At 71.0% G+C, this 16,240-nt stretch carries 14 protein-coding genes and 1 pseudogene; 9 read left to right on the forward strand and 6 right to left on the reverse strand.

What is annotated here, in order from left to right; genetic code table 11:
- Positions 1 to 78: 78 nt before the first annotated feature.
- The 3 genes from IG86_RS0122530 to IG86_RS0122540 all read right to left on the reverse strand — a co-directional run bounded on the left by IG86_RS0122530 (position 79) and on the right by IG86_RS0122540 (position 2,506).
- Entirely contained in the window at positions 79 to 846 is a 768-nt protein-coding gene (locus tag IG86_RS0122530) for a MerR family transcriptional regulator (RefSeq protein WP_234348918.1), read from the reverse strand.
- Positions 847 to 874: 28 nt separating this feature from the next.
- Complete coding sequence (locus tag IG86_RS0122535) at positions 875 to 2,074, reverse strand: methyltransferase (RefSeq protein ID WP_030821048.1); 1,200 nt, start codon at positions 2,072 to 2,074, stop codon at positions 875 to 877.
- Between the two features lie 81 nt (positions 2,075 to 2,155).
- A complete protein-coding gene (locus IG86_RS0122540) occupies positions 2,156 to 2,506 on the reverse strand; it encodes a tetratricopeptide repeat protein (RefSeq protein ID WP_030899055.1) in 351 nt (116 codons plus the stop codon).
- A 114-nt stretch (positions 2,507 to 2,620) separates the two neighbouring features.
- Here IG86_RS0122540 and IG86_RS0122545 point away from each other — a divergent pair, with 114 nt between their 5' ends.
- Positions 2,621 to 3,586: a pirin family protein gene (locus IG86_RS0122545; RefSeq protein WP_030821054.1), complete on the forward strand. Its 966-nt coding sequence runs from the start codon at positions 2,621 to 2,623 to the stop codon at positions 3,584 to 3,586.
- 202 nt (positions 3,587 to 3,788) lie between these two features.
- On the opposite strand, the gene IG86_RS45530 is transcribed toward IG86_RS0122545, so the two are convergent.
- Both IG86_RS45530 and IG86_RS45535 read right to left on the reverse strand, forming a co-directional pair.
- Positions 3,789 to 4,091 (reverse strand): terpene synthase family protein, encoded by a 303-nt coding sequence (locus tag IG86_RS45530; protein WP_362950895.1) that lies wholly within the window; start codon positions 4,089 to 4,091, stop codon positions 3,789 to 3,791.
- A 14-nt stretch (positions 4,092 to 4,105) separates the two neighbouring features.
- Positions 4,106 to 4,276, reverse strand: a pseudogene (locus IG86_RS45535) (terpene synthase family protein); the annotation flags it as partial.
- 194 nt (positions 4,277 to 4,470) lie between these two features.
- Here IG86_RS45535 and uvrA point away from each other — a divergent pair.
- The gene (gene uvrA / locus IG86_RS0122550) at positions 4,471 to 6,939 is read left to right on the forward strand and encodes an excinuclease ABC subunit UvrA (RefSeq protein WP_030899057.1); all 2,469 of its coding nucleotides are present in this window, start codon (positions 4,471 to 4,473) and stop codon (positions 6,937 to 6,939) included.
- A 19-nt stretch (positions 6,940 to 6,958) separates the two neighbouring features.
- On the opposite strand, the gene IG86_RS0122555 is transcribed toward uvrA, so the two are convergent.
- The gene (locus IG86_RS0122555) at positions 6,959 to 8,671 is read right to left on the reverse strand and encodes a PucR family transcriptional regulator (RefSeq protein ID WP_030899060.1); all 1,713 of its coding nucleotides are present in this window, start codon (positions 8,669 to 8,671) and stop codon (positions 6,959 to 6,961) included.
- 271 nt (positions 8,672 to 8,942) lie between these two features.
- Here IG86_RS0122555 and IG86_RS0122560 point away from each other — a divergent pair, with 271 nt between their 5' ends.
- Genes IG86_RS0122560 through trxA form a run of 7 tightly spaced genes read left to right on the forward strand, consistent with a single transcriptional unit; the run spans position 8,943 to position 16,223 of the window.
- Positions 8,943 to 9,206, forward strand: a complete 264-nt coding sequence (locus IG86_RS0122560) for a hypothetical protein (RefSeq protein WP_157854862.1) — start codon at positions 8,943 to 8,945, stop codon at positions 9,204 to 9,206.
- Between the two features lie 52 nt (positions 9,207 to 9,258).
- Positions 9,259 to 11,160: a molecular chaperone DnaK gene (gene dnaK / locus IG86_RS0122565; RefSeq protein ID WP_030821066.1), complete on the forward strand. Its 1,902-nt coding sequence runs from the start codon at positions 9,259 to 9,261 to the stop codon at positions 11,158 to 11,160.
- Positions 11,161 to 11,168: 8 nt separating this feature from the next.
- Complete coding sequence (locus IG86_RS0122570) at positions 11,169 to 11,777, forward strand: nucleotide exchange factor GrpE (protein WP_030821069.1); 609 nt, start codon at positions 11,169 to 11,171, stop codon at positions 11,775 to 11,777.
- Between the two features lie 6 nt (positions 11,778 to 11,783).
- Positions 11,784 to 12,731 carry a DnaJ C-terminal domain-containing protein gene (locus tag IG86_RS0122575; protein ID WP_030821072.1) on the forward strand — a complete coding sequence of 316 codons (948 nt, stop codon included), beginning with the start codon at positions 11,784 to 11,786 and terminating at the stop codon, positions 12,729 to 12,731.
- Entirely contained in the window at positions 12,731 to 13,138 is a 408-nt protein-coding gene (locus IG86_RS0122580; RefSeq protein WP_030821074.1) for a chaperone modulator CbpM, read from the forward strand. The genes IG86_RS0122575 and IG86_RS0122580 overlap by 1 nt, the downstream gene beginning before the upstream one ends.
- Complete coding sequence (gene clpB, locus IG86_RS0122585) at positions 13,129 to 15,768, forward strand: ATP-dependent chaperone ClpB (protein ID WP_030899064.1); 2,640 nt, start codon at positions 13,129 to 13,131, stop codon at positions 15,766 to 15,768. Before IG86_RS0122580 ends, clpB begins: the two co-directional genes overlap by 10 nt.
- Positions 15,765 to 16,223 (forward strand): thioredoxin, encoded by a 459-nt coding sequence (gene trxA / locus IG86_RS0122590; RefSeq protein ID WP_030821078.1) that lies wholly within the window; start codon positions 15,765 to 15,767, stop codon positions 16,221 to 16,223. Before clpB ends, trxA begins: the two co-directional genes overlap by 4 nt.
- The last annotated feature ends 17 nt before the right edge of the window (positions 16,224 to 16,240 follow it).

The following is a 16,240-nucleotide window of genomic DNA, read 5'->3' on the forward strand; positions in this document are numbered from 1 at the left end:
GTTGTTACCGACGAGTTGAATGTAAGAGTGCCAATGGTGGTTGGCAAGGTTGTGCGAGCGCACCCTTTGAGCCGACTCCTACTGCTCCGTACGCAGCAGTTCGGCGACCTCCGCGTCCACCCGCCGGGCCATCGCCCGCGCGAACTCCGTGGACACGACCTCTCCGGCCACCGGCCGCAGGGCCGTCACCGCCGCCGTGATGTGCTGGAGCTGGGTGGCCGAAAGCAGCTCCAGTCCTTCCGCGCCGATCACATGCCGCCGGAACAGTCCGACGAACCGGTCCGCGAGCGCGGCCGCCTGCGCCTGCACGAACTCCCCGGCGTCCAGGATCTCCGTCAGCGGCACCCCCTGCCGCACCAGCGCCAGCGTCGCGTCGAGCAGCCGCCGGCTCGGGTAGGTGACCAGGTCGCCGTCGACCGTGACGTAGCCCAGCTCCGCCGCCCGCCGGGTGTCCTCGGCGGTGGCCGTCGGACCGAACAGCTCGCGCAGCGCGGCCCGGGTCATCGTCACCGGCTCGTCCTGCACCCAGTCGCGGGTCATCTCCCGCTCCAGGCCGAGCAGTTGGGACAGGCCGCCGCCGTCTTCCCACGCGTTCAGCAGCTCCGCGATGCCGTTGACCGTGTAGCCGCGCCCCAACAGGTCGCTGATCAGGCGCAGTCGGGTCAGGTGGTCGTCGGAGTACCAGGCGATCCGGCCCTCCCGGCGCGGCGGCGGGAGCAGCCCGCGCTCCTGGTAGTAACGCAGGTTGCGCACCTTGACGCCGGCCGCCCGGGCCACGTCCTCCCGGCGGTAGCGCCCGCCGGTGCCCGCCTCGTCACCGCTTCCGTCCCCCACCTGGCTGCTCACGCGCCAGAGTGTAGGACGTACCGGCAGGTCACATGGGGCGTGCGGGGCGCGGACGATCCTCCTTGACCGCTCGCAGGACCACGAACTTCGGCTCGCTGGCGACGACTTCACTGTTGCCGAAGAGCCGGCGCAGGTGGGTGTGGTAGCCCATGTGCCGGTTGGCGACGACCCACAGCTCGCCGCGGGGCCGCAGCGCCTTGCGCGACTGGGCGAACATGCGCAGCGCCGTCGCGTCCGTGGTGGCCTGGTGGGAGTGGAAGGGCGGGTTGCACAGGATCAGGTCGATCGAGCCCGGGTCCAGCATGGCGACGCCGTCACCGACGAGGAAGTCGGCCCGCTCGCGCTCGCGGTGCACGTTGGCCCGGAACGTGGCCTTCGCCGAGGCGACCGCCTGGTACGACTCGTCGGTGAACACGATCTCGGCCCGCGGGTCCGCGACGGCGACGGCGGTGCCGACGATGCCGTTGCCGCAGCCCAGGTCCACGACACGGGCGCCGTTCGTGTTGGTCGGGATGCTCTGCAGGAAGAAGCGGGTGCCGACGTCGAGCCGGTCCGCGCAGAAGATGCCGGCGTGGTTGACGGCGGTCAGCCCGGCGCCCGAGCCCGCCTCCTGGTCCAGCTTGTACGTCACCGGCCACGGGTCGTCGTCGCCGCGCGTCGCGGTGGCGGCGCCGGGCGTGCAGAAGATCAGCCGGGCCTTCTTCTCGGCGAGGGAGGTCCTGGTCGGGCCGAGGATCTTCTCGAAGAGGTTGAGGGTGGAGGTGTGGATCTCCTTGACCATGCCCGTGCCGACGACGACCGTGCCCTCGTGGACGTGCGGCGCCAGCCGGTACAGCTGGTCCTCCAGCAGCGCCAGGCTCTTGGGTACGCGTACGAGGAGTACGTCGATCCGCTCGGGCGGCGGGTCCTGCGTGGTCAGGAGCCGCACCGTGGACTTGGCGGTGCCGATCCCGGCCCGGTCCAGGTTCGCCGCGGTACTGGCCCGGGAGAGGTAGGAATCGGTGATCTGCGTCGGATGGTACGCGGCCAGTGCCGTCGTCAGCGCTCCCCAGCGGTCACCGAGGACGGTGATCTGCCCGGCGCCGGCCAGGTCCACCGGACCGCGTTCCCCCGTACCGGAGTCGAGGTGGCGCAGCAGGTACTCGTCGGCGGCGTCCCAGGCGCGGAGCCGGTCGCGCGGGTCCTCGGGGAAGCGGGTGAGCTCGTAGGAGCCGAAAGGCGTGGTCAGACGGTTCATCGTGCCCCCAGGCTAACCGAGGCGGCCGCCCGGCCCCGAACGCACGGGCCGGGCCGTCCGTCGTACGGGCCGCTACTCGGGGAACTCGCCGGCCATCGCGGCGGCCATCCGCAAGTGGGGGCGGGCCTCGCCGGGCCGCCCCAGACGCTCCAGGGTGCGACCGAGCATGAGCCGGGCGTAGTCCTCCACCGGCCACCGCTCCAGCACGGCGCGCAGCTCGCGCTCGGCGCGGGAGAGCTGGGCGGAGTGGTAGTAGGCACGGGCCAGCAGCAGCCGCGGCGCCAGCTGCTCGGGGGCCTCGCCGGCCAGCGGCTCCAGGATGCGGGCGGCCGTCGCGTACTCCCGCGCGTCGAAGAAGAGCTGGGCGCGCGCCCAGCGCTCGGCCGCCGTCCCGTGCTCGTAGTACTCCGTCGGCGCGTTCATCGCGTCCATCGCGTCCCTTCCGCCGTTCAGGTGGTTCGTCCGCTGCCTCCAACACGCTCGGCGACCGGAACATTCCACTCAACACGGCCGCCCCCTCGGGGCTAGGTTGTGCCCATGAGCAATCTCGATCGCCAGCCCGCTCTCTCCGCCTGCGGCGGCCGCGGATTCGTCGTGGCCGAACCGGTGCGCGAGCTCCTCAGCCCGCGCACGGTCAAGCTCGGGGAGTCCACCGAGGTACGCCGACTCCTGCCGAACCTGGGCCGCCGCATGGTGGGCGCCTGGTGCTTCGTAGACCACTACGGTCCGGACGACATCGCCGACGAGCCCGGCATGCAGGTCGCGCCGCACCCGCACTCCGGGCTCCAGACGGTGAGCTGGCTCCACGAGGGCGAGGTGCTGCACCGCGACAGCGTCGGCAGCCTGGAGACGATCCGCCCGCGCGAGCTGGGCCTGATGACCTCCGGCCGCGGCATCAGCCACTCCGAGGAGAGCCCGCGCCCGCACGCGCGCTTCCTGCACGGCGCCCAGCTGTGGGTGGCCCTGCCCGACGCCCACCGGAACGTGGAACCGCACTTCCAGCACCACGCGGACCTGCCGCGGGTGACGGCCCCGGGCCTGACGGCGACGGTCATCCTCGGCACCCTGGACACGGCGACCTCGCCCGGCACGGCGTACACCCCGATCGTGGGCGCGGACCTCACCCTGGCGGCGGGTACGCGGACCCGCCTCCCGCTGGACCCGGACTTCGAGTACGCCGTCCTGTCCATGTCGGGCGAAGCCCACGTCGACGGCGTCCCGGTCCTCCCGGGCTCGATGCTCTACCTCGGCTGCGGCCGCACGGAACTCCCCTTGCACGCAGCCTCGGACGCGGGCCTGATGCTCCTGGGCGGCGAGCCGTTCGAGGAGGAGATCGTGATGTTCTGGAACTGGATCGGCCGGAGCAACGAGGAGATCATCCAGTTCCGCAAGGACTGGATGGAAGGCACCCGCTACGGCGAGGTAAAGGGCTACGACGGCCCGCCGATCCCCGCTCCGCAACTCCCGCCCGTGCCGCTGAAAGCACGGGGACGGGTGCGCTGAACTGCGGTTTTCTGCAGTAGGTCGACCGGTTGACATCAGTCGAGGAGAGAGCGCATACCGTACGGAGGTCCTTCCGGCGGGGCAGGCGACTGGAGGCTCTGGAAGGCCCTCTCGGGATCCTCGACGTTTCCCAGGTATGACCAGTTGGGGTCAGCTTTGCCAGGACCAATGCTGACCCAATGCTGACTTTGGTGACAGTTCGTCAGCTCGCTTCATCGTTTCCGGGGGTCGTGAAGGAGTCCTGGGCGGGTGCCCCGGACGCGGTGCGACGGGCTGTACGGAGCGTAGTCGAATCGCGCGGACGAGACGATGCGCGCGGGCAGCATGCCGAGCGCCATGCGAAGGCGGTGGCGGGGTCGGATCCGTGGTCGCGCCGGAGGATCAGCAGGAGGTTGTGCGTGTGGGAGCTCGCTTCCTCTCTGGCGGGTGAGTGGACGTCGTTGTGGAGGGAGTCGATCTCGGCGGCCACTGCCCGCAGCGCGGAGACTGCGGTGGGGGCGAACAGGGGTGGGTGGGCAGTTCGTCGTGGCCGATCCGTTCGGCGAGGTCGAGGGTGGGCTGGACGCCGATGGTGTCGTGACGCAGTCGGAGATGCTCCTCAGTGTTGATCAAGGCGCCGTGGCGGTGGTTGGCGGGTTCCTGGACGTGCCCGTTGAGGTACGCGCGCCAGTGGGCGCCGGCCCTGTCGCGCCAGACGCGTTGCCCGCCTGCCCGCCCGTCTCCCGGGTGCCGGTTTCCCCGACGTCACGCCGGTGGGGCCGGTCAGGTCCCACGCGGCTGTTGGACCATTCGAATGGAGCCAACGAACCGGACGCTCGTATGAGCGGGGCCCCGGTGAAGGCGCCGGTCGCGCGGTTCCCGGCGCGATCAGGTAATCAGGAACGGTGGACAAGGACGCGACCGACCCCTTCGTGCATGTCCGGGGCGCCAGTGAGAACAACCTGCGGAACATCGACGTCGACGTGCCGCGGGACGCGATGGTCGCCTTCACCGGCGTCTCCGGTTCGGGCAAGTCCTCGCTCGCGTTCGGCACGCTCTACGCGGAGGCCCAGCGGCGCTATTTCGAGTCCGTGGCACCGTACGCCCGAAGGCTGTTGCAGCAGGTCGGCGCACCGCACGTGCAGGAGATCACCGGACTGCCACCGGCCGTGGCCCTGCAGCAGCGACGCGGGTCGCCCAGCTCGCGCTCGACGGTCGGCACCCTCACCACGCTGTCCAATCTGCTGCGCATGCTGTACTCACGCGCCGGCACCTATCCGCCCCGGGCCGCACGGCTGGAAGCCGAGTCGTTCTCACCCAACACCACGGCCGGTGCCTGCCCCGAATGCCACGGACTGGGCGTCGTGCACGACGTCGCCGAGGACCTGCTCGTCCCGGACCCCTCGCTGAGCATCCGCGAGGGGGCGATCGCCGCCTGGCCGGGCGCCTGGCAGGGCGCCAACCTGCGCAGTGTCGTGAACGGCCTGGGGATCGACATCGACCGGCCGTGGCGCAGGCTCAGGAAGAAGGACCGGGACTGGCTGCTGTACACCGACGAGCAGCCCTCCGTGTACATCGAGCCGGAGGAGGACCGCGTCGACTACGGCTACCAGGGAAAGTTCTGGAGCGCCCGCAAGCACGTCATGCACGTCCTCGCCGACTCCAAGAGCGAGAAGATGCGCGAACGGGCGCTCCGGTTCGTCAGGAGTGTGCCCTGCCCCGAGTGCCACGGCAGTGGACTGCGGCCCGAGGCGCTCGCCGTGACCTTCGCCGGACGTTCCATCGCCGAGATCAACGCGATGCCGCTCACCGAGGTCGCGGGGCTGCTGCGGCCCGTCGCGGGGCGGTCCCAGGCCGACGCCACCACGTCGACCGCCCGATCCGGGGAGACGACCGAGGTCGCGGTCCGGATCTGCGGCGATCTGGTCGCGCGGGTCGACGTACTGCTCGACCTGGGCCTCGGATACCTCAGCCTCGGACGCCGCTCGACGACCCTGTCGCCCGGCGAGGCGCAGCGCCTGCGGATCGCCACCCAGCTGCGCTCGGGGCTGTTCGGCGTCGTCTACGTCCTCGACGAACCCTCCGCGGGCCTGCACCCGGCTGACGCGGAACCGCTGCTGGACGTGCTGGAGCGCCTCAAGGCGGCGGGCAACTCGCTGTTCGTCGTGGAGCACGACATGGACGTCGTACGGCGGGCGGACTGGGTGGTCGACATCGGCCCCGGCGCGGGCGAGGGCGGCGGCCGGGTGCTGTACAGCGGCCCGGTCGCCGGTCTGGAGCGGGTGGCGGAGTCGGCCACGAGCCATCACCTGTTCGGGCGCGCCGAACCGCTCGCTCACCGCCCGCGCACCCCGCAGGGCTGGCTGCACCTGAGGGGCGTCTCCCGCCACAATCTGCACGACGTGTCCGTCGACGTACCGCTGTGCGTGCTGACGGCGGTGACGGGCGTGTCCGGTTCCGGAAAGTCGACACTGGTGACGCAGGTGCTCGCCGAGGTCGTCCGCGGCCACCTCGGACTCGCACCCGAGGAGCCCGACGAGGCGCAGCTGGTGGTCGACGTCCAGGACGCATCGGGGGTCGAGTCCTTCGACCGGCTGGTCCGGGTCGACCAACGGCCCATCGGCCGCACTCCCCGTTCCAACCTGGCCACGTACACGGGGATGTTCGACGCGGTGCGCAAGCTGTACGCGGCGACGGACGAAGCCAGGGCGCGCGGCTACTCGGCCGGGCGGTTCTCCTTCAACGTGCCCGATGGACGGTGCGAGACCTGCCAGGGCGAGGGATTCGTCGCGGTGGAACTGCTCTTCCTGCCCGGCACCTACGCACCGTGCCCGACCTGCGGGGGCGCCCGCTACAACGCCGAAACGCTGGAAGTCACCTACCGCGGCAAGAACATCGCCGAAGTGCTGGGGTTGTCCGTCGACGCCGCCGCCACGTTCCTGTCCGCCGTCCCTCCCGCCTCCCGCAGTCTGGAGACGTTGCGCGAGGTGGGACTGGGGTACCTGCGGCTGGGGCAGCCCGCGACGGAGCTGAGCGGGGGTGAGGCGCAACGCATCAAACTGGCCACCGAACTGCAGCGAGCCCGCCGCGGCCACGCGCTCTACCTGCTCGACGAACCGACGGCGGGGCTGCACCCCTCGGACGTCGCGCTGCTGCTGCGACAGCTGCACCGGCTCGTCGACGCCGGCAACACGGTCGTCCTCGTCGAGCACGACCTGGACACGATCACCACCGCCGACTGGGTGATCGACCTCGGGCCCGGCGGCGGCGACGCGGGCGGGCGGGTGGTCGCGGCGGGCTCGCCGGCCAAGGTGGCCAGAGCCCGCCGCAGCGCCACCGCGCCCTACCTCGCGGCCCGGCTCGCGCGCAGGTGATCGATCTGCCGCATCGCGTTCAACGATGCCGTTCTCCTGCTTGTTCGCCCAGCACGATCTTCCACACCCGGGTCGCCACCTGGAGGTTGAGCCGGTCCTCGACGTCCGCGAGGTCGTTGCCGCTGATGCTGCGGATGCGCTGGAGCCGATAGCGCAGCGTGCTGCGGTGGATCGCGAGGGATTCGGCGGTCTCGTCGTAGTTGCCGCCGCAGTCGAAGTACTGGGACAGCGTCTCCACCATGGCCGTGTGGTGCCGGGAGTCGTAGTCGATCAGCTGCCCGAGCCAGTCGTGGACGAACGTCTCCAGTTCCCGGTAGTCGTTGCCGGGTCCCAGGATGCGGTAGAGGCCCAGTTCGTCGAAGAACGTCGTGCCGTAGTGCTCGCCGCGGGAGTGGCGGCGCACTTCCAGGGCGCGCTGCGCCTCCTGGTATCGCTGGGGGATGTCGTCCAGGGAGTCGCAAGGGGCGCTCACCCCGATGGTCCCGGACCGTGTCCCGGTCTCCCGGGCGAGCGCCTCGTACAGCGCGCGGGCGTGCGGTCTGTCGTCGGTGACCAGGACCACGTGGTCGGAACGCCGGGTCAGCAGCGCGTGCATGCCCACGGCGGAAGCCGCCCGGCCCACGGTCTGTGCGAAGGAACCGTCCGCGGTCCGGTTCGACCACTGCACCACGACGACGTAGTGGCGGCGGTGCAGGTCGTGTCCGACGGCCTCGGAGCGGGCGTAGGCGCTCGGCTCGTCCGTCCCTGCCAGGAGGTCGTCGGCCAGCTCGCGGTGCAGCCTCGACTCCACTTCGGCCAGATTGCGCAGGTGCGCCAGCTCCGGGGCGAGCCACGCGGCGCCGTCCTCCAGCGCGCGCAGGGTGTGTTCGTCGGCCTCGCCCCGGACGTCGACCAGGGCCAGCACGCCCAGGATCTCGCCGTGCGGGCGGACCAGCGTGACCAGCCGGTCCTTCACTCGCACCGGCCCGGCCCGACGGGCGACGGCGTGCAGCATTTCGTCCTGGCGTACGGGGTCAGGTTCGGGATAGGGGTCGGGGCGACCGGGACCGGTCCAGGACCTCAGCCGCCCGAAGCGGTCCTCGACCAGCGCGGGGAGTCCGGTGAGCGCGTGCAGCGCGCGGGTGGTGGCTTCCTCGCCGCCGCCCGAGGCGGCGACGTCGGCCATGAGCGCGTGAACTGCCTGCTCGTACCCCAGCTCGGCCACGACGGAGATCAGCCGCCCCTGGAGGGCTGTCCGCTCCTCCCTCAGCCGGTGCAGCTCCAGCGCGTCCTCGCGTTGGCGGCGGTGTGCGAAGGCGACAGACAGTGCAGCGGCGGTGTGCCGGACGAGCGTGGCGAGCAGGGAGCGCTCGGCCTCGGTGGGCAGGGAGGGGGACGTCACCACGAGGTAGCCGTGGAGTCTTTCGATCCCGCGTAGCCCCAGGGCCCGGCCCCAGGGCCAGCCGGGCACGGTCACGGGGCCGTCCTCCCCGGCCAGCTCCCGTACCCTCCGGTCCACGGCCACCGCATGGACCTGCCCGTTCCGCGGGCTGGGGACCAGGTCGCCGTCCATTTTGAGGTATCCGGCCTCGGCACTGTAGGGCCCTGAGGCGTCTATGTGGTCCATGGCCAGGCTCAGGATCTCGCCTTCGTCCAGGGTGTCGAACAGGGCGCCGGAGAGCACCGTCAGTGCGTGGGGGACACGGTCGGCCGGGGTTGGAGCGGGTGGGCGGGGCTCACGCCGCGCGGCCATGGGGATTCGCCTGCCGCTGCCCGGCGGAAGGCGGCTCTCCCTGTCGCAGCGGCGGCAGTACAGGTTGTGCGCCCGGCTGCCGGCCATGGGATCACTCCGTTCTCTTCAAGCCTACGGCCGAGCGGTGGTGCTTGGCCGAGCCGGCTCATACGGGATGTTCGGTTTCTTCCTCTCGTACTCGTGGGGCGACCGGACCCTTGCGTTTCTGACTCGCCAGGCGCAGGCGCGGAGCCACTGGCCCCGCCACGCTGGGAAGGGTTCGAAACCGTCCGTGCGCACCGGCAGCAAGGGCCGGGCGGTGACCGAGCAGGTCCGCAGGCCGGTCGCCTCGTACAAGAGACGTACCGGGAAGCCGCCCACGCCGTTGACCACCTCTTGGGCCACGGGTTTTCCCGTGGCGAGCCGCGATTCTGCCTCGCGCTGCTCGATGCGGTCGAGCCGGTACGAGGTCGTCGTGGACGAGGAGGTCTCCGACGAGGCCGCGGGGCTGATCGGCGGGATGCAGACCACTGGCAGAGGTCCCACCCGTACCTGAACGAACGTGATCCGGACAGTCGGCGCAGGCGCCGTACCGGGAGGAGTTCCTCATGGCCAAGGCAGTGGGCATCGACCTGGGCACCACCAACTCGGTGATCGCCGTTTGGGAGGGCGGAGAGCCATCCGTCGTGCCCAACAGCGAGGGCAACCGCACGACACCCTCCGTGGTGGGCTTCACCGACACCGGGGAACGTCTGGTGGGCCAGCTGGCCCGGCGCCAGGCGATCCTCAATCCCAAGGGCACCATCTACTCGGCCAAGCGGTTCATCGGCCGGCATTTCGACGAGATCTCCGACGAGGCCAGGGCGGTGGCCTACGACGTCGTCGAGGGCGACGGCGGGGCGGCCCGCTTCAAGGTGCGCGACAAGCTGTACGCGCCTGAGGAGATCAGCGCACAGGTGCTGCGCAAACTCACGGACGACGCCTCCAAGCAGCTCGGGGAGCGGGTCACGGAGGCGGTCATCACGGTGCCCGCCTACTTCAACGACGCCCAGCGCACCGCCACCAAGGACGCCGGACGGATCGCGGGACTGGAGGTGCTGCGGATCATCAACGAGCCGACGGCGGCCGCCCTCGCGTACGGCGTGGACAAGAAGGAGCACGAGACCGTCCTCGTCTTCGACCTGGGCGGCGGCACCTTCGACGTGAGCATCCTCGACGTCGGCGACGGCGTGGTGGAGGTGCGCTCCACCGCAGGTGACAGCCACTTGGGCGGCGACGACTTCGACCGGCGTCTGGTGGATCACCTCGCGGACGACTTCCAGAAGGAGAACGGCATCGACCTGCGCCAGGACGCGCAGGCGCTGCAACGCTTGTTCGAGGCGGCGGAGAAGGCCAAGACCGAGCTGAGTTCGGTGACGCAGACGCAGGTCAGCCTGCCGTTCATCACCGCCGACGCCGCCGGGCCCAAGCACCTCACCGACTCGATCATGCGGTCCACGTTCGAGCAGATCACCGGCGACCTGGTGGAGCGCTGTCTGGGACCGGTCCAGCAGGCCATCGCCGACGCCAAGGTCGGCGAGAGCGACATCGACGAGGTCATCCTCGTGGGCGGATCCACCCGCATCCCCGCTGTCCAGACCCTGGTCCGCCGACTGACCGGCGGCAAGGAACCCAACATGAGCGTCAACCCGGATGAGGTCGTGGCCCTCGGTGCGGCGATCCAGGCAGGGGTGCTCAAGGGTGAGGTCAAGGACGTCCTGCTGCTCGACGTGACCCCCTTGTCGCTGGGCGTGGAGACACGCGGCGGAGTGATGACGAAGATCATCGAGCGGAACACCACCATCCCGGTGCGCCGCAGCGAGACCTTCTCCACCGCCGAGGACAACCAGCCGGCCGTCGACGTGGTGGTCCTCCAGGGCGAGCGCGAGCTGGCCGCCGACAACCGGGTGCTGGGCCGGTTCCAGCTCACCGACATCCGGCCGGCGCCGCGGGGCGAAGCCCAGATCGAGGTCACCTTCGACATCGACGCCAACGGCATCCTGGAGGTCAAGGCCCGCGACCGGGACACCGGCAAGGAACAGGGCATCACCATCAGCGAGAGTTCCAACCTGGACCGCAGTGAGGTCGAACGCATGGTCCAGGAGGCCGAAAGCAACCAGGGCCAGGACAAGGCACTCCGCGAGGCCGTCGACGCCCGCAACGAACTCGACGCCGTCGCGTACCAGGTCGAGAGGCGTCTCGCCGAACTGGGCGACGCCGCGCCCGCGCACGAGAAGGCACGCGGCGAGATGCTCGTGTCGGACGCCCGCGCGGCGGTCAAGGAAGAGGCGGGCGTCGAGCGCGTGCGGCCCCTGACCTCCGAACTCCAGCAGGTCCTCGCCGGGCTGGCGGCCCATCAGGGCGCCGCCGCCACGGGCGGAGGTCCCGGTCAGGACGCCGCCACCGGCGGACCGACGAGTGGCAGTGGCGGTGACGATGATGTCATCGACGCCGAGTTCGACAAGGGCTGAGGCGCGCCATGCCCACCTACCCCCAGGAACCCGACCGGGCCGCGCCGGATCCGGTCGAACCGGTCCCGGAAGGCGCCGGACCCCCGCCTCGCGGGGATCTGCCCCAACCGGGCCCGCCCCGGCCCGAAGCGGCGAACGGCGAACCGGGACCCGATGCCGCCGGCCCCGCGCCTGCCGAGGACGAGTACACGACCGCGATCCTGGAACTGGAGGACCGTTGGCGGCGCGCACTCGCCGACCTCGACAACCTTCGCAAGCGTCACGCCAGGGAACTTGAGCGCGAACGGGCGGTGGAGCGGTCCCGCACGGCGGCCGCCTTCCTGCCCGTCCTCGACAACCTCGAACTCGCCCTGACCCACGCGGGCGCCGATCCGGGCGCGATCGTGGAGGGCATCCGGGCCGTACGCGACCAAGCGGTGAACGTCCTCGAACTGCTCGGCTACCCGAGGCACGCGGAGACCGGCGTCGCCTTCGACCCGGCCCTGCACGAGGTGGTCGGCATCGTCCAGGACCCGGACGCCGCACCGGGCACGGTCGTCGAGGTACTGCGTGCCGGCTACGGGGACGGCGAGCGGCAGCTCAGGCCCGCCGCCGTGACCGTCGCGAAGCGGGAGTGACCGGTCATGGCGCGGGACTACTACGAGGCGCTCGGGGTGTCGCGGTCCGCGAGCCAGGACGAGATCCAGCAGGCATATCGAAAGCTCGCCCGCAGGCACCACCCCGACGTCAACAAGGACCCCGGGGCGGAAGAACGTTTCAAGGACCTCAACGAGGCGTACAGCGTCCTGTCCGATCCCAAGACCCGAGCCCGCTACGACCGCTTCGGCGAGGACTTCCGCAAGATCCCCGAGGACTTCGACGAGCGGGTCGCGGCCGGAGCGGGCGGCGGCTTCCGCGGTCGCACGACCGCAGGCGGCGGCGGTCCTCGGGTCCGGTACACCGGCTTCGGAGACGACTTCGCAGCGGAGGGCATCGACATCGAGGACCTGCTCGGATCCATGTTCGGAGCCGGCGCCGCCCGAGGGGGCGTCCCCGGAGCGGACCAGGAGGCCGAACTGGCGCTCACCGTCGAGGAGGCGTACCGGGGCGGCCGCCGCACCGTCACGCTCGCCGGCCCCACCGGCCAGCCGCGGCGGTACGAGGTCGACGTGCCGCCGGGCGTCACCGACGGGCAGCGCATCCGGCTGGCGGGTGAGGGCGGCCGGGGCAGTGGTGACGCCGCCGCGGGCGACCTGTACCTGCGCGTGCGCATCCAGCCCCACCCCCGGTTCCGGCTGGACGGCCGCGACGTGCACGTCCAGGTCCCGGTGGCCCCCTGGGAGGCGGCCCTGGGTGCGACCGTACCGGTGCCCACCCCCGGCGGCGGCACGGCCAAGGTCACGGTGCCCGCCGGCTCGTCCAGCGGCCGGCGGCTGCGGCTGCGCGGCGAGGGCATGCCGAACCCGCGCGGCGCGGACGGAGACCTGTACGCCGAACTCCGCATCGTGGTGCCACCCACCCTCGGCGACCGGGAGCGCGAACTGTTCGCGGAGCTCGCCGCCGCCTCCTCGTACGACCCCAGGAGGACGTGATGAACGAACCACCCGCAGGAGCGTCAGACCCCGGCCGGGCCGGCGCGGGCAACCGTCCGGTACGAACGGGCGCCGACCTCACTGCCTCGACGGCAGTCCGGTACGCGCTCGTGCCCGCCCCCAGGCTCTCCCTCGACGCCGTGGCCCGTCGCTCGGGCCTCCACCCCGAGCTGATCCGCCGGTTCGTCGCACTCGGCCTGATCGACGCCGAACGCGACGCCGCGGGTCACCTGGTGTTCGACCCCACGGCCCCGGCGGTTCTCGCCCGCATCCAGCGGCTGCGCACCGGTCTCTGCCTCAACTACGCATCCATCGGCCTGGTGCTCGACCTGCTCGACCGCATCAGCCTGCTCGAAGCCGCCCTGCGCGGCCGCGGCACGAGGAGTGAAACACCCCCATGGACATGAACCGTCTCACCCAGAAGTCCCAGGAAGCCCTCCAGGAGGCCCAGACCGCGGCCGGTCGCATGGGGCACACCGAGGTCGACGGGGAACACCTGCTGCTCGCACTCCTCGATCAGGAGGACGGCCTGATCCCGCGGTTGCTGGAGCAGGCAGGCAAGGAGCCGAAGGGACTGCGCGAGGCCGTGCGCGAGGAACTCTCCCGTCGCCCGAAGGTCACCGGCCCCGGCGCGGCGCCCGGCCAGGTCTTCGTCACCCAGCGCCTCGCCCACCTGTTCGACACCGCCGAACGGGAGGCCAAACGCCTCAAGGACGAGTACGTGTCCGTGGAACACCTCCTGCTCGCCCTGGCCGAGGAGAGCTCGTCAACTGCCGCCGGGCGACTGCTCAAACAGGCCGGCATCACCAGGGACTCGTTCCTGAGCGCGCTCACCCAGGTCCGCGGCAACCAGCGCGTCACCTCCGCCAACCCCGAAGTGGCCTACGAGGCTCTTGAGAAGTACGGACGTGACCTCGTCGTCGAGGCCCGGTCCGGGCGGCTGGACCCGGTCATCGGCCGGGACGCGGAGATCCGCCGCGTCACCCAGATCCTCAGCCGCAAGACCAAGAACAACCCCGTCCTCATCGGCGACCCCGGCGTCGGCAAGACCGCCATCGTCGAGGGCCTGGCCCAGCGCATCGTTCGCGGCGACGTCCCCGATGGCTTGCGCGACAGGACGGTGTTCGCCCTGGACATGGGCTCCCTGGTCGCCGGCGCCAAGTACCGCGGCGAGTTCGAGGAACGCCTGAAGGCCGTACTGTCCGAAGTGAAGGCCGCCCAAGGGCGCATCCTGCTCTTCGTCGACGAACTGCACACCGTCGTCGGCGCAGGAGCAGCGGAAGGCGCCATGGACGCGGGCAACATGCTCAAGCCGATGCTGGCCCGCGGCGAACTCCACATGGTCGGCGCCACCACCCTCGACGAGTACCGCAAGCACATCGAGAAGGACGCCGCCCTCGAACGCCGCTTCCAGCAGGTCCTGGTCGAGGAGCCCAGCGTGGAGGACACCATCTCCATCCTGCGCGGACTGCGCGAACGCCTCGAGGTCTTCCACGGCGTGAAGATCCAGGACACCGCGATGGTCTCCGCGGCCACCCTCAGCCACCGTTACATCACCGATCGGTTCCTGCCCGACAAGGCCATCGACCTCGTCGACGAGGCGTGCGCCAGACTGCGTACCGAGATCGACTCGATGCCCGCCGAACTCGACGAGATCACCCGCCGCGTCACGCGGCTGGAGATCGAGGATGCCGCCCTGTCCAAGGAGACCGACCCCGCCAGCAGGACACGCCTGGAGGAGCTGCGCAGGGAACTGGCCGACCTGCGCGGCGAGGCCGACGCCAAACGCGCCCAGTGGGAGGCCGAACGGCAGGCGATCCGCCGCGTGCAGGAACTGCGCCAGGAACTGGAACAGGTCCGCCACGATGCCGAGGAGGCCGAACGCGCCTACGACCTCAACCGCGCCGCCGAACTGCGCTACGGCCGCCTCCAGGACCTGGAGCGCCGACTCGCCGCGGAGGAGGAGCAACTCGCCTCCAAACAAGGTCAGAACCGGCTGCTGCGCGAGGTCGTCACCGAGGAGGAGATCGCCGAGATCGTCGCCGCCTGGACCGGCGTCCCCGTTGCCCGCCTCCAGGAGGGCGAACGCGAGAAGCTGCTGCGCCTCGACGAGATCCTGCGCGAGCGCGTCATCGGCCAGGACGAGGCGGTCAAGCTCGTCACCGACGCCATCATCCGGGCCCGCTCCGGCATCCGCGACCCTCGCCGTCCCATCGGCTCGTTCATCTTCCTCGGCCCCACCGGCGTCGGGAAGACCGAGCTGGCCAAGACCCTCGCCCGCACCCTGTTCGACTCCGAGGAGAACATGGTCCGCCTCGACATGAGCGAGTACCAGGAGCGGCACACCGTCAGCCGGCTCATGGGCGCACCGCCCGGATACGTCGGCTACGAGGAGGGCGGCCAGCTCACCGAGGCCGTGCGCCGCAAGCCGTACTCGGTCGTCCTGTTCGACGAGGTCGAGAAGGCGCACACCGATGTCTTCAACACGCTGTTGCAGATCCTCGATGACGGTCGCATCACCGACGCCCAGGGCCGCACCGTCGACTTCCGCAACACCGTGGTCATCATGACGTCGAACATCGGCTCCGAGCACCTCCTCGACGGCGCCACCGCCGAGGGTGAGATCAAGCCCGACGCCCGCGCCCTGGTGATGGGCGAGCTGCGCGGGCACTTCCGCCCGGAGTTCCTCAACCGCGTCGACGACATCGTGCTGTTCAAGCCGCTCGGTGAGCGGCAGATCGAGCGGATCGTGGAGCTGCAGTTCGACGAGCTGCGGCGGCGCCTCGCCGAGCGCCGCATCACGGTCGAACTCACCGACAGTGCGCGGGAGTTGATCGCCCACCAGGGCTACGACCCGGTGTACGGGGCCCGGCCGCTGCGGCGTTACATCTCCCACGAGGTCGAGACGCTGGTCGGGCGCGCCCTGCTGCGCGGCGACGTCCAGGACGGCGCCACGGTGCGCGTCGACGCCGAGCACGCAGAGCTGGTGGTCACCTATGACCAGCAGGACGGCGACCGGGAAGCGAGGGCGGCGTGAACACCACCCGGACGACGACGGTGACCTGCCCGAATTGCGGGCGGGCCAACCGGATTCCCGTGGCCGCCGGGGGACGGCCCCAATGCGGCCAGTGCAAGCAGCCCCTGCCCTGGGTCGTCGACGCCGGCGACGACGACTTCGCCGAGGTCGCCGACAACGCCACGGTGCCCGTCGTCGTCGACCTCTGGGCCACCTGGTGCGGCCCCTGCCGCATGGTCAGCCCGGCCCTCGAACAGGTCGCCCGGGACCTCGCCGGACAGATCAAGCTCGTCAAGGTCGACGTCGACCAGAACCCACGGCTCAGTCGGCGGTTCGAGGTGCAGGCGGTGCCGACCCTGCTCGTCCTGGACCGGGGCGAGACGCTCGCCCGGCAGGCCGGCGCGGCACCCGCGCACGTCCTGCGCTCGTGGGTCGAGCAGGCGATGGGGGGCCGGAAGACCACCGCGGGAGGGTGAGGACGACGGTGCTGAAG

The sequence above is a fragment of the Streptomyces virginiae genome, assembly GCF_000720455.1.
Taxonomy (GTDB): Bacteria; Actinomycetota; Actinomycetes; order Streptomycetales; family Streptomycetaceae; genus Streptomyces; species Streptomyces virginiae.

Bases quoted from the DNA above. Each gene is read 5' to 3' on its own strand.
- IG86_RS0122545 (WP_030821054.1), top strand. From the start codon at position 2,621: ATGAGCAATCTCGATCGCCAGCCCGCTCTCTCCGCCTGCGGCGGCCGC.
- clpB (WP_030899064.1), top strand. From the start codon at position 13,129: ATGGACATGAACCGTCTCACCCAGAAGTCCCAGGAAGCCCTCCAGGAG.
- IG86_RS0122555 (WP_030899060.1), bottom strand. From the start codon at position 8,671: ATGGCCGCGCGGCGTGAGCCCCGCCCACCCGCTCCAACCCCGGCCGAC.
- dnaK (WP_030821066.1), top strand. From the start codon at position 9,259: ATGGCCAAGGCAGTGGGCATCGACCTGGGCACCACCAACTCGGTGATC.
- IG86_RS0122580 (WP_030821074.1), top strand. From the start codon at position 12,731: ATGAACGAACCACCCGCAGGAGCGTCAGACCCCGGCCGGGCCGGCGCG.
- IG86_RS0122540 (WP_030899055.1), bottom strand. From the start codon at position 2,506: ATGAACGCGCCGACGGAGTACTACGAGCACGGGACGGCGGCCGAGCGC.
- IG86_RS0122575 (WP_030821072.1), top strand. From the start codon at position 11,784: ATGGCGCGGGACTACTACGAGGCGCTCGGGGTGTCGCGGTCCGCGAGC.
- IG86_RS0122570 (WP_030821069.1), top strand. From the start codon at position 11,169: ATGCCCACCTACCCCCAGGAACCCGACCGGGCCGCGCCGGATCCGGTC.